17 protein-coding genes are annotated in these 14,604 nt (G+C 74.9%); 7 read left to right on the top strand and 10 right to left on the bottom strand.

Annotated elements, in window-relative coordinates:
* Position 1: 1 nt before the first annotated feature.
* Positions 2–784 (bottom strand): ABC transporter permease, encoded by a 783-nt coding sequence (locus ACQP2F_RS23985; RefSeq protein ID WP_433290856.1) that lies wholly within the window; start codon positions 782–784, stop codon positions 2–4.
* Complete coding sequence (locus tag ACQP2F_RS23980) at positions 781–1,719, bottom strand: ABC transporter ATP-binding protein (protein ID WP_433290854.1); 939 nt, start codon at positions 1,717–1,719, stop codon at positions 781–783. The genes ACQP2F_RS23985 and ACQP2F_RS23980 overlap by 4 nt, the downstream gene beginning before the upstream one ends.
* 120 nt (positions 1,720–1,839) lie before the next feature.
* On the opposite strand from ACQP2F_RS23980, the gene ACQP2F_RS23975 reads away from it, so the two are divergent.
* Entirely contained in the window at positions 1,840–2,364 is a 525-nt protein-coding gene (locus ACQP2F_RS23975) for a 2'-5' RNA ligase family protein (RefSeq protein WP_433290852.1), read from the top strand.
* Here ACQP2F_RS23975 and ACQP2F_RS23970 read toward each other — a convergent pair.
* The 3 genes from ACQP2F_RS23970 to ACQP2F_RS23960 are packed head-to-tail and all read right to left on the bottom strand — an operon-like array spanning position 2,329 to position 4,277.
* Complete coding sequence (locus ACQP2F_RS23970; RefSeq protein ID WP_433307597.1) at positions 2,329–3,021, bottom strand: Clp protease N-terminal domain-containing protein; 693 nt, start codon at positions 3,019–3,021, stop codon at positions 2,329–2,331. The two genes, ACQP2F_RS23975 and ACQP2F_RS23970, sit on opposite strands and share 36 nt — an antisense overlap.
* Before the next feature lie 36 nt (positions 3,022–3,057).
* A complete protein-coding gene (locus ACQP2F_RS23965) occupies positions 3,058–3,933 on the bottom strand; it encodes an aminoglycoside phosphotransferase family protein (RefSeq protein ID WP_433290850.1) in 876 nt (291 codons plus the stop codon).
* Positions 3,930–4,277 (bottom strand): DUF6204 family protein, encoded by a 348-nt coding sequence (locus tag ACQP2F_RS23960; protein WP_433290848.1) that lies wholly within the window; start codon positions 4,275–4,277, stop codon positions 3,930–3,932. The genes ACQP2F_RS23965 and ACQP2F_RS23960 overlap by 4 nt, the downstream gene beginning before the upstream one ends.
* A gap of 117 nt (positions 4,278–4,394) precedes the next feature.
* Here ACQP2F_RS23960 and ACQP2F_RS23955 point away from each other — a divergent pair, with 117 nt between their 5' ends.
* The 4 genes from ACQP2F_RS23955 (at position 4,395) to ACQP2F_RS23940 (ending at position 8,236) form a co-directional block, all read left to right on the top strand.
* Positions 4,395–6,203, top strand: a complete 1,809-nt coding sequence (locus ACQP2F_RS23955) for a hypothetical protein (protein ID WP_433290846.1) — start codon at positions 4,395–4,397, stop codon at positions 6,201–6,203.
* 66 nt (positions 6,204–6,269) lie between these two features.
* The gene (locus ACQP2F_RS23950) at positions 6,270–7,079 is read left to right on the top strand and encodes a DUF72 domain-containing protein (protein WP_433307596.1); all 810 of its coding nucleotides are present in this window, start codon (positions 6,270–6,272) and stop codon (positions 7,077–7,079) included.
* A gap of 31 nt (positions 7,080–7,110) precedes the next feature.
* The gene (locus tag ACQP2F_RS23945) at positions 7,111–7,650 is read left to right on the top strand and encodes a hypothetical protein (protein ID WP_433290844.1); all 540 of its coding nucleotides are present in this window, start codon (positions 7,111–7,113) and stop codon (positions 7,648–7,650) included.
* 19 nt (positions 7,651–7,669) lie between these two features.
* Positions 7,670–8,236 carry an alpha/beta hydrolase gene (locus ACQP2F_RS23940; RefSeq protein WP_433290842.1) on the top strand — a complete coding sequence of 189 codons (567 nt, stop codon included), beginning with the start codon at positions 7,670–7,672 and terminating at the stop codon, positions 8,234–8,236.
* 154 nt (positions 8,237–8,390) lie between these two features.
* Here the strand turns inward: ACQP2F_RS23940 and ACQP2F_RS23935 are convergent, their stop codons facing one another.
* On the bottom strand, positions 8,391–8,525 hold the full coding sequence (locus ACQP2F_RS23935) for a hypothetical protein (RefSeq protein WP_433290840.1): 135 nt from the start codon (positions 8,523–8,525) through the stop codon (positions 8,391–8,393).
* Positions 8,526–8,615: 90 nt separating this feature from the next.
* Here ACQP2F_RS23935 and ACQP2F_RS23930 point away from each other — a divergent pair, with 90 nt between their 5' ends.
* Entirely contained in the window at positions 8,616–9,035 is a 420-nt protein-coding gene (locus tag ACQP2F_RS23930; RefSeq protein ID WP_433290839.1) for a hypothetical protein, read from the top strand.
* A gap of 261 nt (positions 9,036–9,296) precedes the next feature.
* On the opposite strand, the gene ACQP2F_RS23925 is transcribed toward ACQP2F_RS23930, so the two are convergent.
* On the bottom strand, positions 9,297–10,142 hold the full coding sequence (locus tag ACQP2F_RS23925) for a phosphotransferase family protein (protein ID WP_433290837.1): 846 nt from the start codon (positions 10,140–10,142) through the stop codon (positions 9,297–9,299).
* Positions 10,143–10,343: 201 nt separating this feature from the next.
* Here ACQP2F_RS23925 and helR point away from each other — a divergent pair, with 201 nt between their 5' ends.
* Positions 10,344–12,491 (top strand): RNA polymerase recycling motor ATPase HelR, encoded by a 2,148-nt coding sequence (gene helR / locus ACQP2F_RS23920; protein ID WP_433290835.1) that lies wholly within the window; start codon positions 10,344–10,346, stop codon positions 12,489–12,491.
* Here helR and ACQP2F_RS23915 read toward each other — a convergent pair.
* Genes ACQP2F_RS23915 through ACQP2F_RS23905 form a run of 3 tightly spaced genes read right to left on the bottom strand, consistent with a single transcriptional unit; the run spans position 12,482 to position 14,551 of the window.
* Positions 12,482–13,636: an RNA polymerase sigma factor gene (locus ACQP2F_RS23915; RefSeq protein WP_433290833.1), complete on the bottom strand. Its 1,155-nt coding sequence runs from the start codon at positions 13,634–13,636 to the stop codon at positions 12,482–12,484. The genes helR and ACQP2F_RS23915 overlap by 10 nt on opposite strands.
* A gap of 10 nt (positions 13,637–13,646) precedes the next feature.
* A complete protein-coding gene (locus tag ACQP2F_RS23910; RefSeq protein ID WP_433290831.1) occupies positions 13,647–14,054 on the bottom strand; it encodes a YciI family protein in 408 nt (135 codons plus the stop codon).
* A complete protein-coding gene (locus ACQP2F_RS23905) occupies positions 14,051–14,551 on the bottom strand; it encodes a pyridoxamine 5'-phosphate oxidase family protein (RefSeq protein ID WP_433290829.1) in 501 nt (166 codons plus the stop codon). Before ACQP2F_RS23905 ends, ACQP2F_RS23910 begins: the two co-directional genes overlap by 4 nt.
* Positions 14,552–14,604: the final 53 nt, after the last annotated feature.

Raw genomic sequence — 14,604 nt, 5'->3', positions numbered from 1 at the left:
CTCAGACGCGGGCGGTGTCGCGGCGGAACCGCCACATCGCGCCGACCGAGAAGACCGTCGTCCAGACCACCACGTTCAGCACGGCGAGCCCCAGGTTGCCGTCCTGGGTGAGCGGGTAGCGGGCGATCTCGCCGACCCCGTAGACCGGGGTGAACTTGGCGATGGTGGCGAAGGTGTGGCCGAAGGTGTCCAGCGGGGCGAACAGGCCCCCGGCGAACGACAGCACCGCCAGCACCGGCCCGAGGATCTGCATGACGTTCTCGCTCGGCAGCAGGTAGCCCATGAACAGGCCGAACGCGGCGAACACCAGCGCGCACACCCAGGCCAGCACGCCGCAGGCGATCCAGGCGTGAGCCGGCAGCTGGGCCCCCGATACCGACCCGACGAGGAAGGCCACGGCCACCGACACCAACCCGATGATCATCGCGAGGACGAGCTTCACGGCGATGTAGGCGACCGGCTTCAACGGGGTCAGCCGCAGCTGCCGGCTCCACCCGGCGGCCCGCTCGATGCTGACCATCGCGCCGCCGCTGGTGGTGGCCAGCATCGCGCCATAGACGGCCATGCTGACCAGGATGTAGCCGGTGACGTTGCCGCCGCCGACCGCTTCGTGCCTGGACGCGGAGTTGGTGCCGAAGAGCAGGAAGAACGCGGCGGGCATGATGAGCGTGAAGATGACGGTGCGCCGGTTGCGCATCATCCGCCGCAACTCCAGCTTGATCATCCCGAAGGTGAAGCCGCCCAGGCGGGGCAGGTTGCGCGGCTCGGCGGACAGGGTGGTCATTTCGGCTCCTCGGAGTCGGCGGTGAGCGTGAGGAAGGCTTCTTCGAGGTTCCGGGAGGTGATCTCCAGGTCGCGGGCCGCGGTCGCGGTCAGCAGGTGCCGGGCGATCGCGTCGGTGTCGCGGCCGTGCAGGTAGATCGTGTCGCCGCGCACCTCGGCCGTCTCCACGCCCTCGATGCGGGCCAGCTCGGTCTCGGCCGCGCCGGGCAGCGTGGCCCGCACGGTGCGGCCGGACGCGAGGGCCTTGACCTCGGAGGCGGTGCCGTCGGCGACGATCCGGCCGCGGCGCACGAAGACCACCCGGTCGGCGTACGCGTCGGCCTCCTCCAGGTAGTGGGTGGCGAAGATGACCGTACGGCCACCCTGGGCGTCCCGGCGGATCGCCTGCCAGAAGTCGTGCCGGCCGCCGACGTCCATGCCGGTGGTCGGCTCGTCGAGGATCAGCAGCTCGGGGTCGGGCAGCAACGCCATCGCGAACCGCAGCCGCTGCTGCTGGCCGCCCGAGCACTTGCCGACCAGCCGTTTGCCGATGTCGGCGATCCCGGCCCGCTCCAGGGCCTCGCCGACGGCCGAGGGCGGCTTGCCGAACAGCACCGCGGTCAGCTTGACCGTCTCCTCGACGGTGTAGTCCTTGAGCAGGCCGCCGGTCTGCATGACGGCCGAGACCAGGCCCAGCGCCACGGCGTCGTGCGGCTTGCGGCCGTACACCCGCACCGATCCCTCGGTCGGCTGGGCCAGGCCGAGCAGCATGTCGACGGTGGTGGTCTTGCCGGCGCCGTTCGGGCCGAGCAGGGCCACCACCTCGCCCGGGCGGATCTTCAGGCTGATGCCGTCGACGGCGGTGACCGGGCCGAAGCGCTTGACCACGCCGTCGAGGTCGACGGCCGGATCGGCGATGCCGCGGTCTCGGGTGCCAGGTGTGGCGGTGAGCGTCATGACCACATCGTGTCCCGGCCGCCGGCGCCGGGCGGGGGCCGCGCGTCATCTCGCCGCCATGACATCCGTCAGGGGCGGCAGATATCGATAATCGATAGCCGGGGCCGCGACAATGCACACATGGACGCCACCCGCAGCGCGCTGATCGTGCCGATACCCGAGGCCGAGCCGGCCGTCGCCAAGCACCGCGACCGCCTCGACCTGGCCGCCGCGTGGGGGGTGCCCGCCCACGTGACGGTGCTGTACCCGTTCCTGCCGGCCGCCGAGCTGGACGAGCACGTGCTGGCCACCCTCAAACGGATCGTGGCCGGGGTGCCCGCGTTCTTCCTGACGCTCGACGGCATCGACTGGTTCGGCGACCGCACGGTGTGGCTGTCGCCGAACCCGGCCGAGCCGTTCCGCCGGCTCACCGCCGAGGTCGTCGCCCACTTCCCCGGCTACCTGCCGTACGGCGGCGCGTTCGACGAGGTCGTCCCGCACCTGACGATCGGCGAGGGCCACCCGGTCGAGGAGCTGACCGCGGCCGGCGAGGCGATCCTGCCGTACCTGCCGATCCACGCCCGGGTCGACGCCGTCCGGCTGATCACCGGCCGCGAGGAGCCGGGCGGCTCATGGCTGACCCGGGCCGTCTTCCCCCTGGGCTGACGGCTCCTGCGGCGCATCCCGCAGGAACGCGTCGACGCCGTCCTTGGTCACCCCGGCCACCGTGACGCCCTCCTCCAGCAGCGCGAGCAGCAGGTGCCCGGTGCCGACACGCTGCTGGTCCAGCCGCAGCGCCTCCCGGAAGGTCAGCTCGAGCACCTTGCGCGACCGGGCGTCGTAGGGCACCAGGCCGGGTGCGTCCCCGGCCGGCGCGGGCAGGGCCGCCACCGCCGCCTGCCGCACGGCGCCGGAATCGGCCCCGAGCGCGGCCAGCGCCCGCGAGCCCAGACCGTCCGGCACTTCCAGCACGCCGAGCAGCAGGTGCTCCGGGCGGATCTCGCCGTACCCGCCCGCCTTCGCCACGTTCATCGACGCGACCACCGCCGCCCGGGCCGGCGCCGAGAACCGCTCGAAGCCCTGGTCGCCCTTGGCCACGAACCGCTTCTGCGCCGCCTGCTTGGTGACACCCATGCTGCGCCCGATCTCCGTCCATGACGCCCCCGACCGGCGCGCCTGGTCCACGAAATGCCCGATCAGGTGGTCGGCGAGCTCGCCCAGATGATCGCCGAGCAGCACCGCGTCCTGCAGGCGCAGCAGCACGTCGTCGGGCCGGGCCCGGTGGATGGCGGTGATGAGGTCGTCGAGCCACACCGGCGGCATGATCTGCGTCACGCGGTCAACTCTAGGTTGACGCTATCAGGGCGTCAACGTCTGGTTGACCGTGCGTCGCCCCAGGGCCGCGAAGTCCGGTTTCCGCCGCCGGTAGTAGTGCCAGGCGCCGAGCCCGAAGACCAGCGCCCACGCGCGGCCCCGCTCCCAGGTGTCGTCGTCGACGTCGCCCACCGCGTCGCGGAAGATCGGCCGGCTGGCGGCGTCGAAGACCGTCCAGGCCGCCATCAGGTCCGCCGCCGGGTCGCCGACCCCGGCACACCCGAAGTCGATCACCGCGGCGAGCGCGCCGCCGCGGCCGAGCAGGTTGGGCGGCAGCAGGTCGCTGTGCAGCCACACCGGGGGCCCGTCCCAGGCGGGCAGCCGCAGCGCCGCCTCCCACCGCGCCGCCGCGGCCGCGAGGTCGACGCCGCCGCACGCCCCGCCGGCCAAATCCCGCAGCTCGGCGCGGACCTCGCCGTCCCGGGTGACGTACGACCCGCCGCGGTAGGCCGCCGGCGCCCCGGCCGGGTCGGCCTTGTGCAGCGCCGCGACGAAACCGCCCAGCGCCGCGGCCGCCGCCGGCAGATCGGTGATGTCGTGCCGGCCGGGCAGCCAGCGGTAGATCGCCCAGGGCAGCGGAAAGTCCGGGCCCGGCGACCCCAGCCCCAGCGGAACCGGGACCTCGAGCGGCACCCGCGGCGCCAGGAACGGCAGCCACCGATGCTCCTTGCGGATCGCGGTCACCGCCCCCGGCATCCGCGGCAGCCGCACCACCATGTCCTCGCCGAGCCGGATCATGAGGTTCTCGGTGCCGCTGGCGACCGGGGTGAGCGGCAGACCGGCCCAGGCCGGGAACTGCGCCGCCAGCAGGCGCCGCACCAGGTCGCCGGTGATGTCCAGCTCGCCGTGATGCAGCTTCACCGGCCGGCCTCGCGGCGCCCGCGCTTGCCCAGCGGCACCTCGGACATGTCGACCGTCTGCGACGTCAGGTTCTTCACCGGGTAGCCGCGGGCGGCCATCCACGCCGCCGCCTTCTCCTCGGCCTCCAGCGCGAGCAGCGGGATCTCGTCCTCGCCGGTGGCCTGCGCCAGGAACCGGAACGTGAAGAACGGGCGGGCGGGCAGGTCGTACGCGAGATAGCCCTCCGGCGTGTACTCGGTGTGCAGGAAACTGTGCCGGTCCTGCTCGGCGACCAGTTCGGCCAGCTGCCCGGCGCTCAGCCCGTCGAACGACCCCTTCACCGTGACCCGCACCGTCCGGCTCATCCCACTCCACCTCACTCATGCGTGCCTGACCCGGCGGCCAGTATCGGGCCCGTGCGCGGCGTCACGACAGCGAATTACCGGACCACCGGCCAAGATCGATGCCGCTATATTCGCGGCGTGACCACCGCCAACGGGCTGCTCGGCGACGCCGCGGCCGGATACCGCCTCGCCTGGACCCACCGCCGCCCGCTGCTGACCGTGCTGCTGCCCGTGCTCGCCGCCGCCCTGATCACGCTGACCGCGCTGGACCTGCTGCTCGGCCGCGACCACGCGGTCATCATCAACGGACTGCCGGTCGTGCCGGACGACGACGCCACCGGCCGGGCCTGGGCCAAGCTGCTGGCGGTGCCGGTGTTCTGGCTGATCGGGCTGGCCGCCGCCGCGGTCACCGCCGCCGGCGCCCGGCACGGCCTGGCCGTCCGGCCGCGCCGGGCGCTCACGCTGGCGGTCACCCGGCTGCCGATCCTCGCCGGGGCCGCGCTGCTGGCCGGCTACGGCGCCTACCTGCTGCTGCGGCTGGCCGCGCCGGGCGGCCCCTACCTGGTGGTGGCGGTCCTCGCCGGCACCGCGGTGGCGGCGGCCCGGCTGCTGCTGATTCTGCTGCCGATGCTGCTCGGGCGCTCCGATCGCCCGGCCGGCGTCGCCGCCGTCCTGCTCGGCGGCCTCGCCGTCCCGCTGCTGGTGCTCGTGCTGCTCGACGAGACGCGGATCCCGTACGTGGGGCAGGCCGCCGCCGGCGCGCTCGGCACCGTGGTGGTCGCCGTCCAGGCCGGCCTGCTCGCCCACCGCTACCCGGTCACCGCCGAAGCCGCCGCCCGTCTCGGCCTGCTCGCCGGCCCGGCCGCCCGCCCGCCGTGGACCGCCCTGGCCGGCGTCGTGCTGGCGCTGCTCGCCCCGGCCGGGGTCGCCGCCGCCAACCCGTTCGCCGCCCCCACCGTCCGCTCGCACACCGACGTGCCGGGCATGACCGCCGCGCTCGCCTGGCCGGCCGGTGGCCACCCGGTCCTGGCCACCCTGGACGGCGCCCGGTTCTGCGACAACGACCCGTGCGACCGCTACGTCGACGTCTCCGGCTCGGCCACGGTCTTCGACGGGCAGGGCAGCGCCGGCATCGCCGCCGACGGCAGCGCCGTGGTCGCCGCCGTCACCTCCGGCGGCATGGGCGACGGCGGCCCGTTCCTCGACTACGGGCTGTGCACCCGGGCCGGCTGCCGGCACGCCTACCTGCCGGCCCGCGCCTCCGCCCGGGAACCGTTCGGCTGGCCCGAGTACGCCGCCGCGGTCGGCCCCGACCACGCGATCTGGTTCGCTCTCGCCTGGCCGGCCGCCACCACGTACCGGCTGGTGCTGATCCGCTGCGCCCAGGTCGGCTGCACCAAGCCCGAACGCCGCGAAGCCGGCACCGTCGAGAAGCTCAAGGACGACGGCGCCGACGACCGCAACCGGCTGCGCCTGACGATCGGCGCCGACGGCCGGCCGCAGATCACCGTCCGCACCGGCCTGGAGGCCGTCACCCCCACCGGCTCGACGCTGATCGGCGAGCCCGGCAGCGTCTGGACCACCACCCCCGCCGGCACGGCCGTCTCCTACCGGCCCGGCACCATCCGCGTCGGCGACCGGCTGCAGAACCTGCCCGGCGGCGCCGTCCCCGGCGACTCCGGCGCGGTGGCCGCGGCCGGCGGCCACGCCTACGCCACCGCCGCCGAACAGGCGCCCGCCCCCGGCTTCCACGTCACCCTCGGCGCCGCCGCCGGGCCGGCCTACTGGCGGCAGGTCCTGTGGCGCTGCGACCCCGCCGGCTGCCGCCGCCAGACCCTCGACGGCTTCCCCACCCGCCACGGCCGCGAGCTCATGGCCGCCAACCCCGACGGGCGGGTGCTCATCGTGCGCCAGGACCGCATCCTGCTGGTGTCGGCCCCGGCGTGACCCGCATGTCGTCGCCGCCGGCGCCGACGCTAGCGTGCACGGATGCAGCTTCACGTCGGTTGCGCCATGTGGTCGCTGCGGTCCTGGCAGGGCCGGTTCGTCGCCGCGTCGTTGCCGGCCGCCGAACGCCTGCGGGCGTACGCCGAGTGGTGCAACGCGGTCGAGGGCAACACCACCTTCTACGCCACCCCCGGCCGCGACACCGTGGCCGGCTGGGCCGCGCAGACCGGCCCCGGCTTCCGGTTCCTGCCGAAGCTGCCCCGCACGGTCACCCACGAGCACCGGCTGGCCGGAGCCGGCCCCGACCTCGGCGCCTTCTTCGACGCCATGGAACCGCTGGGCCCCCGGGCGCACGCGTTCTGGATCCAGCTGCCCGGCTCGTTCACCCCCGCCGACCTGCCGGCCCTGGAGACCTTCCTGCGGAGGCTTCCGCAGCAGCACCGGTACGCGGTGGAGGTCCGCCACCCGGGGTTCTTCGCCGAGCCGGACGCCTTGGAGGCCGTCCTCGGCCGGGCCGGCGCGGAATGGGTGCCGTTCGACACCACCGCCTTCTTCGCCAAGCCCCCGACCAGCGACGCCGAGCGCGACGCGTGGACCAGCAAGCCCCGCATGCCGCTGCGCACCCAGGCGCTGACCGCCCGCCCGGTGATCCGCTACCTGGGCCGCGACGACACCGCCGAGACCGTCGACGGCTGGCAGCGCTGGGTCGAGACCACCGCCGGGTGGCTGCGCGAGGGCCGCACCCCGACCGTCTTCGTGCACACCCCCGACAACGCGGACGCGCCCGCCCTGGCCCGCCGCTTCCACGACCAGGTACGCGCCCGCGTCCCGGCGCTCGAGCCGCTGCCCGAAGCCGCCCCGATGACCCTGTTCTGACCGGCGGCACGGCTGTGGGAGACTCGCGGCCGTGGGTGACGACGAGGGTGGGCTGCATGCCCAGGATCTCGTGCCCGCCGCGGGCGGCGAGTGGCACGGGCTGCTGTTCGACAACCAGGCCGTCGGGCTGCCGCCGGCGCTGACCTGGACGTTCCGGATCCCGTTCGAGCGGGCCGAGCTCACGGTCGACTGGGTGCCGCTCGACGCCGCCGGCTGGCGTCGGATGGCCGGGCTGTCCGCGGTCAGCGAGGCGTTCGCCGAGCCGGCCGAGTCCAGCGTGTACCACGAGGGCGTGCACCACCGCTACGAGCGGGTCGAGCTGCGCATCATCGAGCAGGACGGCGACCGCATCCGGGTGGCCGTCACCGTCGGCGGCGACATCGACCGGCTCGGCCCGGCCACCATCAGCGCCGAGGTGTGGCTGACCTTCACCGGCATCAGCGTGCAGCTCTCCGGCGCCGGCAGCGCCGAGGCCGCCCGGTCCCGGCTGGCCGAGTTCACCGACACCGACGGTCTCGTGGCCCGGCCGGACGCGCCCGGCGTGGCCGTCCAATTCGGACCGTCGGCCTGACGTGCTTTAGGCTCGGGTGATGGCCGACGCCGTCGTCATCCCCGGCCGCAGCGGCGGACCGTGGTCGCCGCTGCCCTGCTACACCGGTGACCTGGCCGAGCTGCGCGGCGCCCGCGTACACCGCCACCAGTGGACCGAGACGCCGCCCGGCCGGCCCGAGATCCTCGAGCCGCCGGCCCAGCGGTGGGTGTGCGACCAGGTCACCCCGCTGCTGGACACGCTGGAGCGCCCGCTGCTGATCGGCAAGTCGCTGGGCACGTACGCGTGCGGGCTCGCCGCCGAGCGTGACCTGCCCGCCGTGTGGCTCACCCCGCTGCTGCATGCCGGGCACGAGGTCGCCGCGCTGCGCCGGGCCACCGCGCCGTTCCTGCTGGTCGGCGGCACCGCCGACCCGCACTGGGACCCGCAGGTGGCGCGGCGGCTGACCCCGCACGTGTTCGAGGTCGCCGGCGCCGACCACGGCATGTACGTGCCCGGCCCGCTGACCGCGTCGATCGGTGTGCTGACCCAGGTCGTGCAGGCCATGGCCGAGTTCCTCGACGAGACCGGCCTGTCACTGGCCGGGACGAGCCCGGCGCCGCCATGACCCGCGGGCCGCGCGGCCGCATCAGGCCGGCGCCACCCAGCCGTGGTTACGCGGCCGGCAATGAGGCAGCGCCGCTCGGCGGTGGTCGCCCGGCCCGCATTGAGGCAGCATCGCTGAGCCGGTGATCGCCCGGCCCGCATTGAGGCAGCGCCGCTCAGCCGGTGGTCGCGGTCCGCGGCCGGGGCGGCGGGTCGGCCCGCTCGGCCCGGCGCGTGAGCTCCGGCCGCCGGTGCCACGCGGTGCCGTACCAGGCGGTCCCGCAGATCAGTTCCCGTTTCTCGCTCGGCATGACGTGGTTCTCCCTTCAACCAAAACGGGTGCCCGGCGCGGGGCCGCTCAAACCGGGTTTCCGGCGCCGGCCGCGGGGCATCCGCACGGCATGGACCTTCTCGTACGCTGCGCGCTGCTCGGCGCCGCAACCGGCGGACGCAGCCTGACCCCGCTGGCCGCGCTCGCCCTGCGCCATCGCAGCCGGTACGCGGCCGCGGTCGCGGCGGCCGCCCTCGGCGAGCTGGTCGCCGACAAGCTGCCCGGCATCCCGAGCCGGGTCGCGCCGGCCCCGCTGGCCGCCCGGATCGTGCTGGGCGCGCTGTCCGGCGCCGCCTACGCCCGCGGCCGCGGCGCCGGTCCGGCCCTGCCGGCGATGCTCGGCGCCGGCGGCGCAGCGGCGGCCAGCTACGCCGGCGCGTGGTGGCGGGCGCACGCCACCGGGGTGCCGGCCGCGGTGGCCGAGGATGCCGCGACGCTGGCCGTGGCCTACGCGGCAACGGCCGGCCCCCGCCGCCCGAACGGCCGGTGACCGCGCCGGTCGCGCAGCCGTCGTCCGCAACGATCGCGCGGCCGTCGTCCGCAACGGTCGCGCGGCCGTCGTCTGCAACGGTCGCGCGGCCGTCGTCTGCAACGGTCGCGCGGCCGTCGTCTGCAACGGTCGCGCGGCCGTCGTCTGCAACGATCGCGCGCCGGTCGTCCGCCACGATTGGGCGGCTGGCGTCCGCAGCGATTGCGCGGCCGTCGTCCGCAACGATCGCGCGCCCGTCGTCGCCGCGGTCGGGCGCAGCCGTCACCCCAGCACGGCCCGCACGATCTCCGGCCGGTTCAGCGCCTCCGCGCACCAGGCGAAATGCCCGTCGCGGCCCCGCGGGTCGTAGGCGGTGGCCGTGATCAGGCTGTAGGCGGCCCGGTACACCAGCAGCGTCGTGCGGTCGTAGGGCATCCGGTCCAGCAGCGCCTCCTCGGTGGCGCGCGCCCGCGGCCCGTACATGTCGAAGATCGCCGCGGTGACGGCGGCGTCGAACGCCGGGTCGCCCTCGGCGGTGAGGAAACCCCAGTCCAGCACGGCGATGCCGCTCTCGCCGGCCAGCACGTTGCCCGGGATGAGATCGCCGTGGATCACCGACCGCACCCCGGTGTCGACCTCCCGCAGCCGGGCCGGCAGCGCCGCCATCAGCGCGTCCAGCCGCCCGACCGCCGCGCCGAGCACGGGCGTCACCCGCCGGGCGGCCAGCCGGGCCAGAGCTTGCGGAAAGTCCCCGCCGCGCGCGAGCGGCTCGTCGCCGCCGAGCACCGGCAGCACCCGCGCCTCGGGCAGCGGCCCGAGGCCGGCCAGCTCGGCCACCAGCGCCACGATCAGATCCTGGGCCTCTTGATCCTGGACCTCCCGATCTTGGGCCTCGTCGCCGAGCCGGCCGGCACCGGGCCGCAGGGGCTGGCCGGGAAAACGCCGCTCGACGGTCACCACCTGCCCGTCGACGACGTCGATCGACTCGATCCGGGGCACGGCGAACGACAGCCCGAGACCGGACAGCGCGTCGTAGAAAGCCGCAATGCGGCGCAGACCCGGAACGTTTCCGGTGAACCAGCGCTTGGCCACCCGCGTCTCGTCGATCGCGTAGACCGCGCCTTCCATGCCCTCGCCAAGAAGACGGGCGCCGTGAAGATGGGCACCGAGAAGGCTCTCGCCAGGGGAAACACTTCCCTCCACTTTCAAGGTATAGCGGACCCCCGGGCTTGCGGCAAGACCCCCGTGAGCGCGCACAATCGCCGTCCTAGGTGTTCGAAAGCGACGCAAAATGGGGGCTGCCGCGTGCAGAGGACCGGAACTGACAGCGTGTTCGCGCTTCCCGAGCGGCTGTCGGCCAAGGCCGACCCGGCGCTGATCGCCGGGGACGAGGAGCACTTCGCCGACATCGCCGCCGGCCTGGCCCGGTCGATCGCCGACCTGTCCGAGCGGCTGGACGCGGCGCGGCGGGCGCCGGGCGGGATCGGCCGGCGGGCGCTGGACCGCGACCAGGAGGTGCGCCGGCTGTCCGGCCGGCTGCGGGCGCTGCGCCGGTTCGGGCTCGACCTGTGCCTCGGGCACATGGTTCCGGCCGACGGCGGCGACCCCGTGTATGTCGGCCGGTTGGGGCTGACCGACGACCGGGGGCGGCGGCTGCTGCTGGACTGGCGGTCGCCGGCCGCCGAGCCGTTCTTCGCCGCCACCCACGCCCACCCGGTGGGCCTGGCCAGCCGCCGCCGCTACCGGTGGACGGGCGGGCGGGTCACCGACTACTGGGACGAGGTGTTCACCGCGGACGGCCTCGACGGGCACCGGGCGTCGCTGGACGACCAGTCGGCGTTCATCGCCAGTCTCGGCGGGAACCGGTCGGCCCGGATGCGTGACGTGCTGGGCACGATCCAGGCCGACCAGGACGCGATCATCCGGGCCTCCTCGGCCGGGGCTCTGGTGGTCGACGGCGGGCCGGGCACCGGCAAGACGGTGGTGGCGCTGCACCGTTCGGCGTACCTGCTGTACGCCGATCCGCGGCTGGGTCACCGGCACGGCGGGCTGCTGTTCGTCGGCCCGCACGAGCCGTACCTGGCCTATGTGGCGGACGTGCTGCCCAGCCTCGGCGAGGAGGGGGTGCAGACGTGCACGCTGCGCGATCTGGTCGCCGAGGGGGCGGCCGCCGCGCCGGAGACCGACCCCGCGGTGTCCGGGCTGAAGGCGTCGGCCCGGATGGTGACGGCGGTCGAGGCGGCCGTGCGGTTCTACGAGGAGCCGCCGGTCACGCCGACGACGGTGGAGGCCGGCGACGAGCAGCTGCGGCTGACGGCGGACGACTGGGCCGAGGCGTTCGCGGCGCCCGGTCCGGGCACCCCGCACAACGAGGCCCGCGACGAGGTGTGGGAGCAGCTGCTGACCATCCTGGTGGCGAAATACCAGGGCGAGGAGACCGAGGCTTCCGTACGCCGGCAGCTCGCCCGCGACCGTGCGCTGAGCGCCGCGCTGAACCGGTCGTGGCCGCTGCTGGAGGCGGCCGACATCGTCGCCGACCTCTGGTCGGTGCCCGCCTACCTGCGCCGGTGCGCGCCGTGGCTGTCGGTCGAGCAGATCCGGCTGCTGCAGCGGCCCTACCCGCGGGCGTGGACGGTGGCGGACCTGCCGCTGCTGGACGCGGCCCGGCAGCGGCTGGGCGACCCGGAGACGTCGCGGCGCCGGCGGCGGGAGGAGGCGCTGCTGGCGGCCCAGCGGGAGAACATGAGCCGGGTCGTCGACGACCTGCTCGACGCGGTCGCGTTCGACGACGGCGAGGGCGTGTGGACCATGCTGACGGGCCGGGACATGCGCGAGTCGCTGGTCGACGAGGCGGTGCTTCCGCGGGCCGAGCCGGACCGGCTGGCCGGCCCGTTCGCGCACATCGTCGTCGACGAGGCGCAGGAGCTGACCGACGCCGAGTGGCAGATGCTGCTGCTGCGCTGCCCGTCGCGCAGCTTCACCATCGTCGGCGACCGGGCGCAGGCCCGGCACGGCTTCCCCGAGTCGTGGGAGCAGCGCCTGGCCCGGATCGGCCTGCCCCACGTGTCGATGGCGTCGTTGACGGTCAACTACCGCACCCCGCGGGAGGTGATGGAGGCGGCCGAACCGGTGATCCGGGCGGTGCTGCCGGACGCGAACGTGCCCACCTCGATCCGCGGCGGCGTGCCGGTCCGCTACGGCACCTACGCCGAGCGGGACGCGGTCCTCGCGGGCTGGCTGGAGGCGCACGCCGAGGGTGAGGGCATCGCCTGCGTCATCGGCGACCCGTCGTTCCGCGGCTCGGCCCGGGTGCGGTCGCTGACCCCGGCGCTGTCCAAGGGCCTGGAGTTCGACCTGGTGGTGCTGGTCGACCCGGCGTCGTCCGGCGAGGAAGTGGAGGGCGTCGAGGGTGCGGTCGACCGGTACGTGGCGATGACCCGCGCCACCCAGGAGCTGGTGATCCTGACTCAGGCCTGACCGCGCGCCCGCTGCCTGACCCGGGCCGCCTCCCGGGTCAGGTGGTCGCGTTCGCCGATGCTGGCCGCGGCGCGGGCCGCCGCCGCGTACCGGTCGGCGGCCCGGTCGAGGTCGCCGGCCCGCTCGAGCAGGTAGGCGGTCACCGCCGTGTACCGCGGCAGCTGCGGGTCGACGCCGTCGAGGGCGGCCAGGCCGGCCTGCGGCCCGTCCGCCTCGGCCACCGCCACCGCCCGGTTCAGCCGCACCACCGGGCTGCCGGTCAGCGCAAGCAGCTCGTCGTACCACTCGACGATCTGCACCCAGTCGGTCTCGGCGGCGCTGGGCGCGTCGGCGTGCAGGGCGGCGATGGCGGCCTGCGCCTGGTACTCGCCGAGCCGGTCGCGGGCCAGCGCCGCCTGCAGCACGGTCACGCCCTCGGCGATCAGCGCCGTGTCCCAGCGGGACCGGTCCTGCGCGGCCAGCGGGATCAGCCGGCCGCCGGGGCCGGTGCGGGACTCGCGGCGCGCGTGGTGCAGCAGCATCAGCGCCAGCAGCCCGGCCACCTCCGGTTCGCCGCCGGTCAGCGCGGCCAGCTGCCGGGTGATCCGGATCGCCTCCGCCGCCAGGTCGAGGTCCCCGCCGTACCCCTCGTTGAACACCAGATACAGCACCCGCAACACCGTGGGAAGATCGCCGGGCTGGTCCAGCGGCACCCCGTCGAGCTTGCGCTTGGCCCGGCTGATCCGCTGCGCCATGGTCGCCTCCGGCACCAGGTAGGCGGCCGCGATCTGCCGGGTGGTGAGCCCGCCCACCGCCCGCAGCGTCAGCGCGACCGCCGCGCTGGACGGCAGCGAGGGATGCGCGCACAGGAAGTACAGCCGCAGCGTGTCGTCGGTGGCCGGGACCGGCGCGTCGACCGCGGCGGCGGTGACGGCCAGCTCCCGGCCGCGGCGCGACGCGTCGGCGCGGGCGGCGTCGACGAACTTGCGCCAGGCCACCGCGACCAGCCACGCCTTGGGGTCGCGGGGCGGGTCGGCGGGCCACGTCTCCAGCGCCCGGATCAGGGCTTCCTGCACGGCGTCCTCGGCCGACGCGAAGTCCGCGCCGCGCCGGACGAGGACGCCGATGACCGCGGGCACCAGCTCCCGCACCAGCGCGTCGTTCACGGCGCGCCGGTCATTCGGTGACGGTCGGCAGGGTGCCCAGCAGCGGCCGCACCTCGAGCCATTCGAGGATCGGCTGGCCGCCGGCGCCGGGCGCCGCGGACAGCTCGGCGGCCAGTTCGACGGCCCGGTCCCAGGACTCCACGTCGATGATCATCCAGCCGGCGATGAGGTCCTTCGTCTCGGCGAACGGCCCGTCGACCACCGGCGGCCGGCCCTCGCCGCCGGCGCGTACCCACGCCCCGTCCGGGGCCAGGGCCCGCTCGTCGACGAACTCGCCGCTCTCGCGCAGCCGGTCGGCGAAGCCGGCCATGTACCGCACGTGCGCGTCGACCTCGGCCGGCGTCCACCGGTCGATCGGTGCCGCCGCGCCGCCCGCTTCGGGAGCGCCCTGGTAGTGCTTGAGCAGCAGGTACTTCATGCCGTCACGCCTTTCTCGGCCCGCCGCCGGGCCAGTTCCTCCACCGCGGTGGGCAGTGTCTGCTCGAAGTCGATCAGTTTCGCCCAGGTCGGGGTCACCACGATGCGCACCATGCTCTCGTACAGCGAACGCACCTCCCGCTCCCAGGCGACGCGCTGCTCGGCGGTCATCTGGTAGGTGCCGTTCATCTGCAGGTACTCCTGCGGGATGCCGTCGACGGTGTCGAGCTCGGCGGTGCCGCGGATGAGCAGGATCTTCGGCGGGTGCACCTCGGTGTCGATGGTCAGCGCGACGGCCGGGTTGCGGCGCAGCGACGCCAGCTTCGGGGCGTTGGTGCTGGTGCACATGACGATCTCGGTGCCGTTCCAGGTGAACGCGATCGGGATGGTACGCGGGGTGCCGTCCTTGGCGACGTAGGCCAGGCGGGTCAGGTCCCGGGCCAGCAGCTGCCGGCTGTAGGGGCGGTCGAGGACCTCGGCGACTTCGTTCGGCTGCACGGTGTGACTCCTCGTCGTTCGGTGGGTCGCCCTGGGACGGAGCCGCCACCGGC

The organism is Actinoplanes sp. CA-030573 (genome assembly GCF_050951115.1).
In the GTDB taxonomy this organism is placed as follows: domain Bacteria; phylum Actinomycetota; class Actinomycetes; order Mycobacteriales; family Micromonosporaceae; genus Actinoplanes.
Note: the sequence above shows the minus strand (reverse complement) of the source record. Positions and strands in the feature narration are given on the sequence as shown.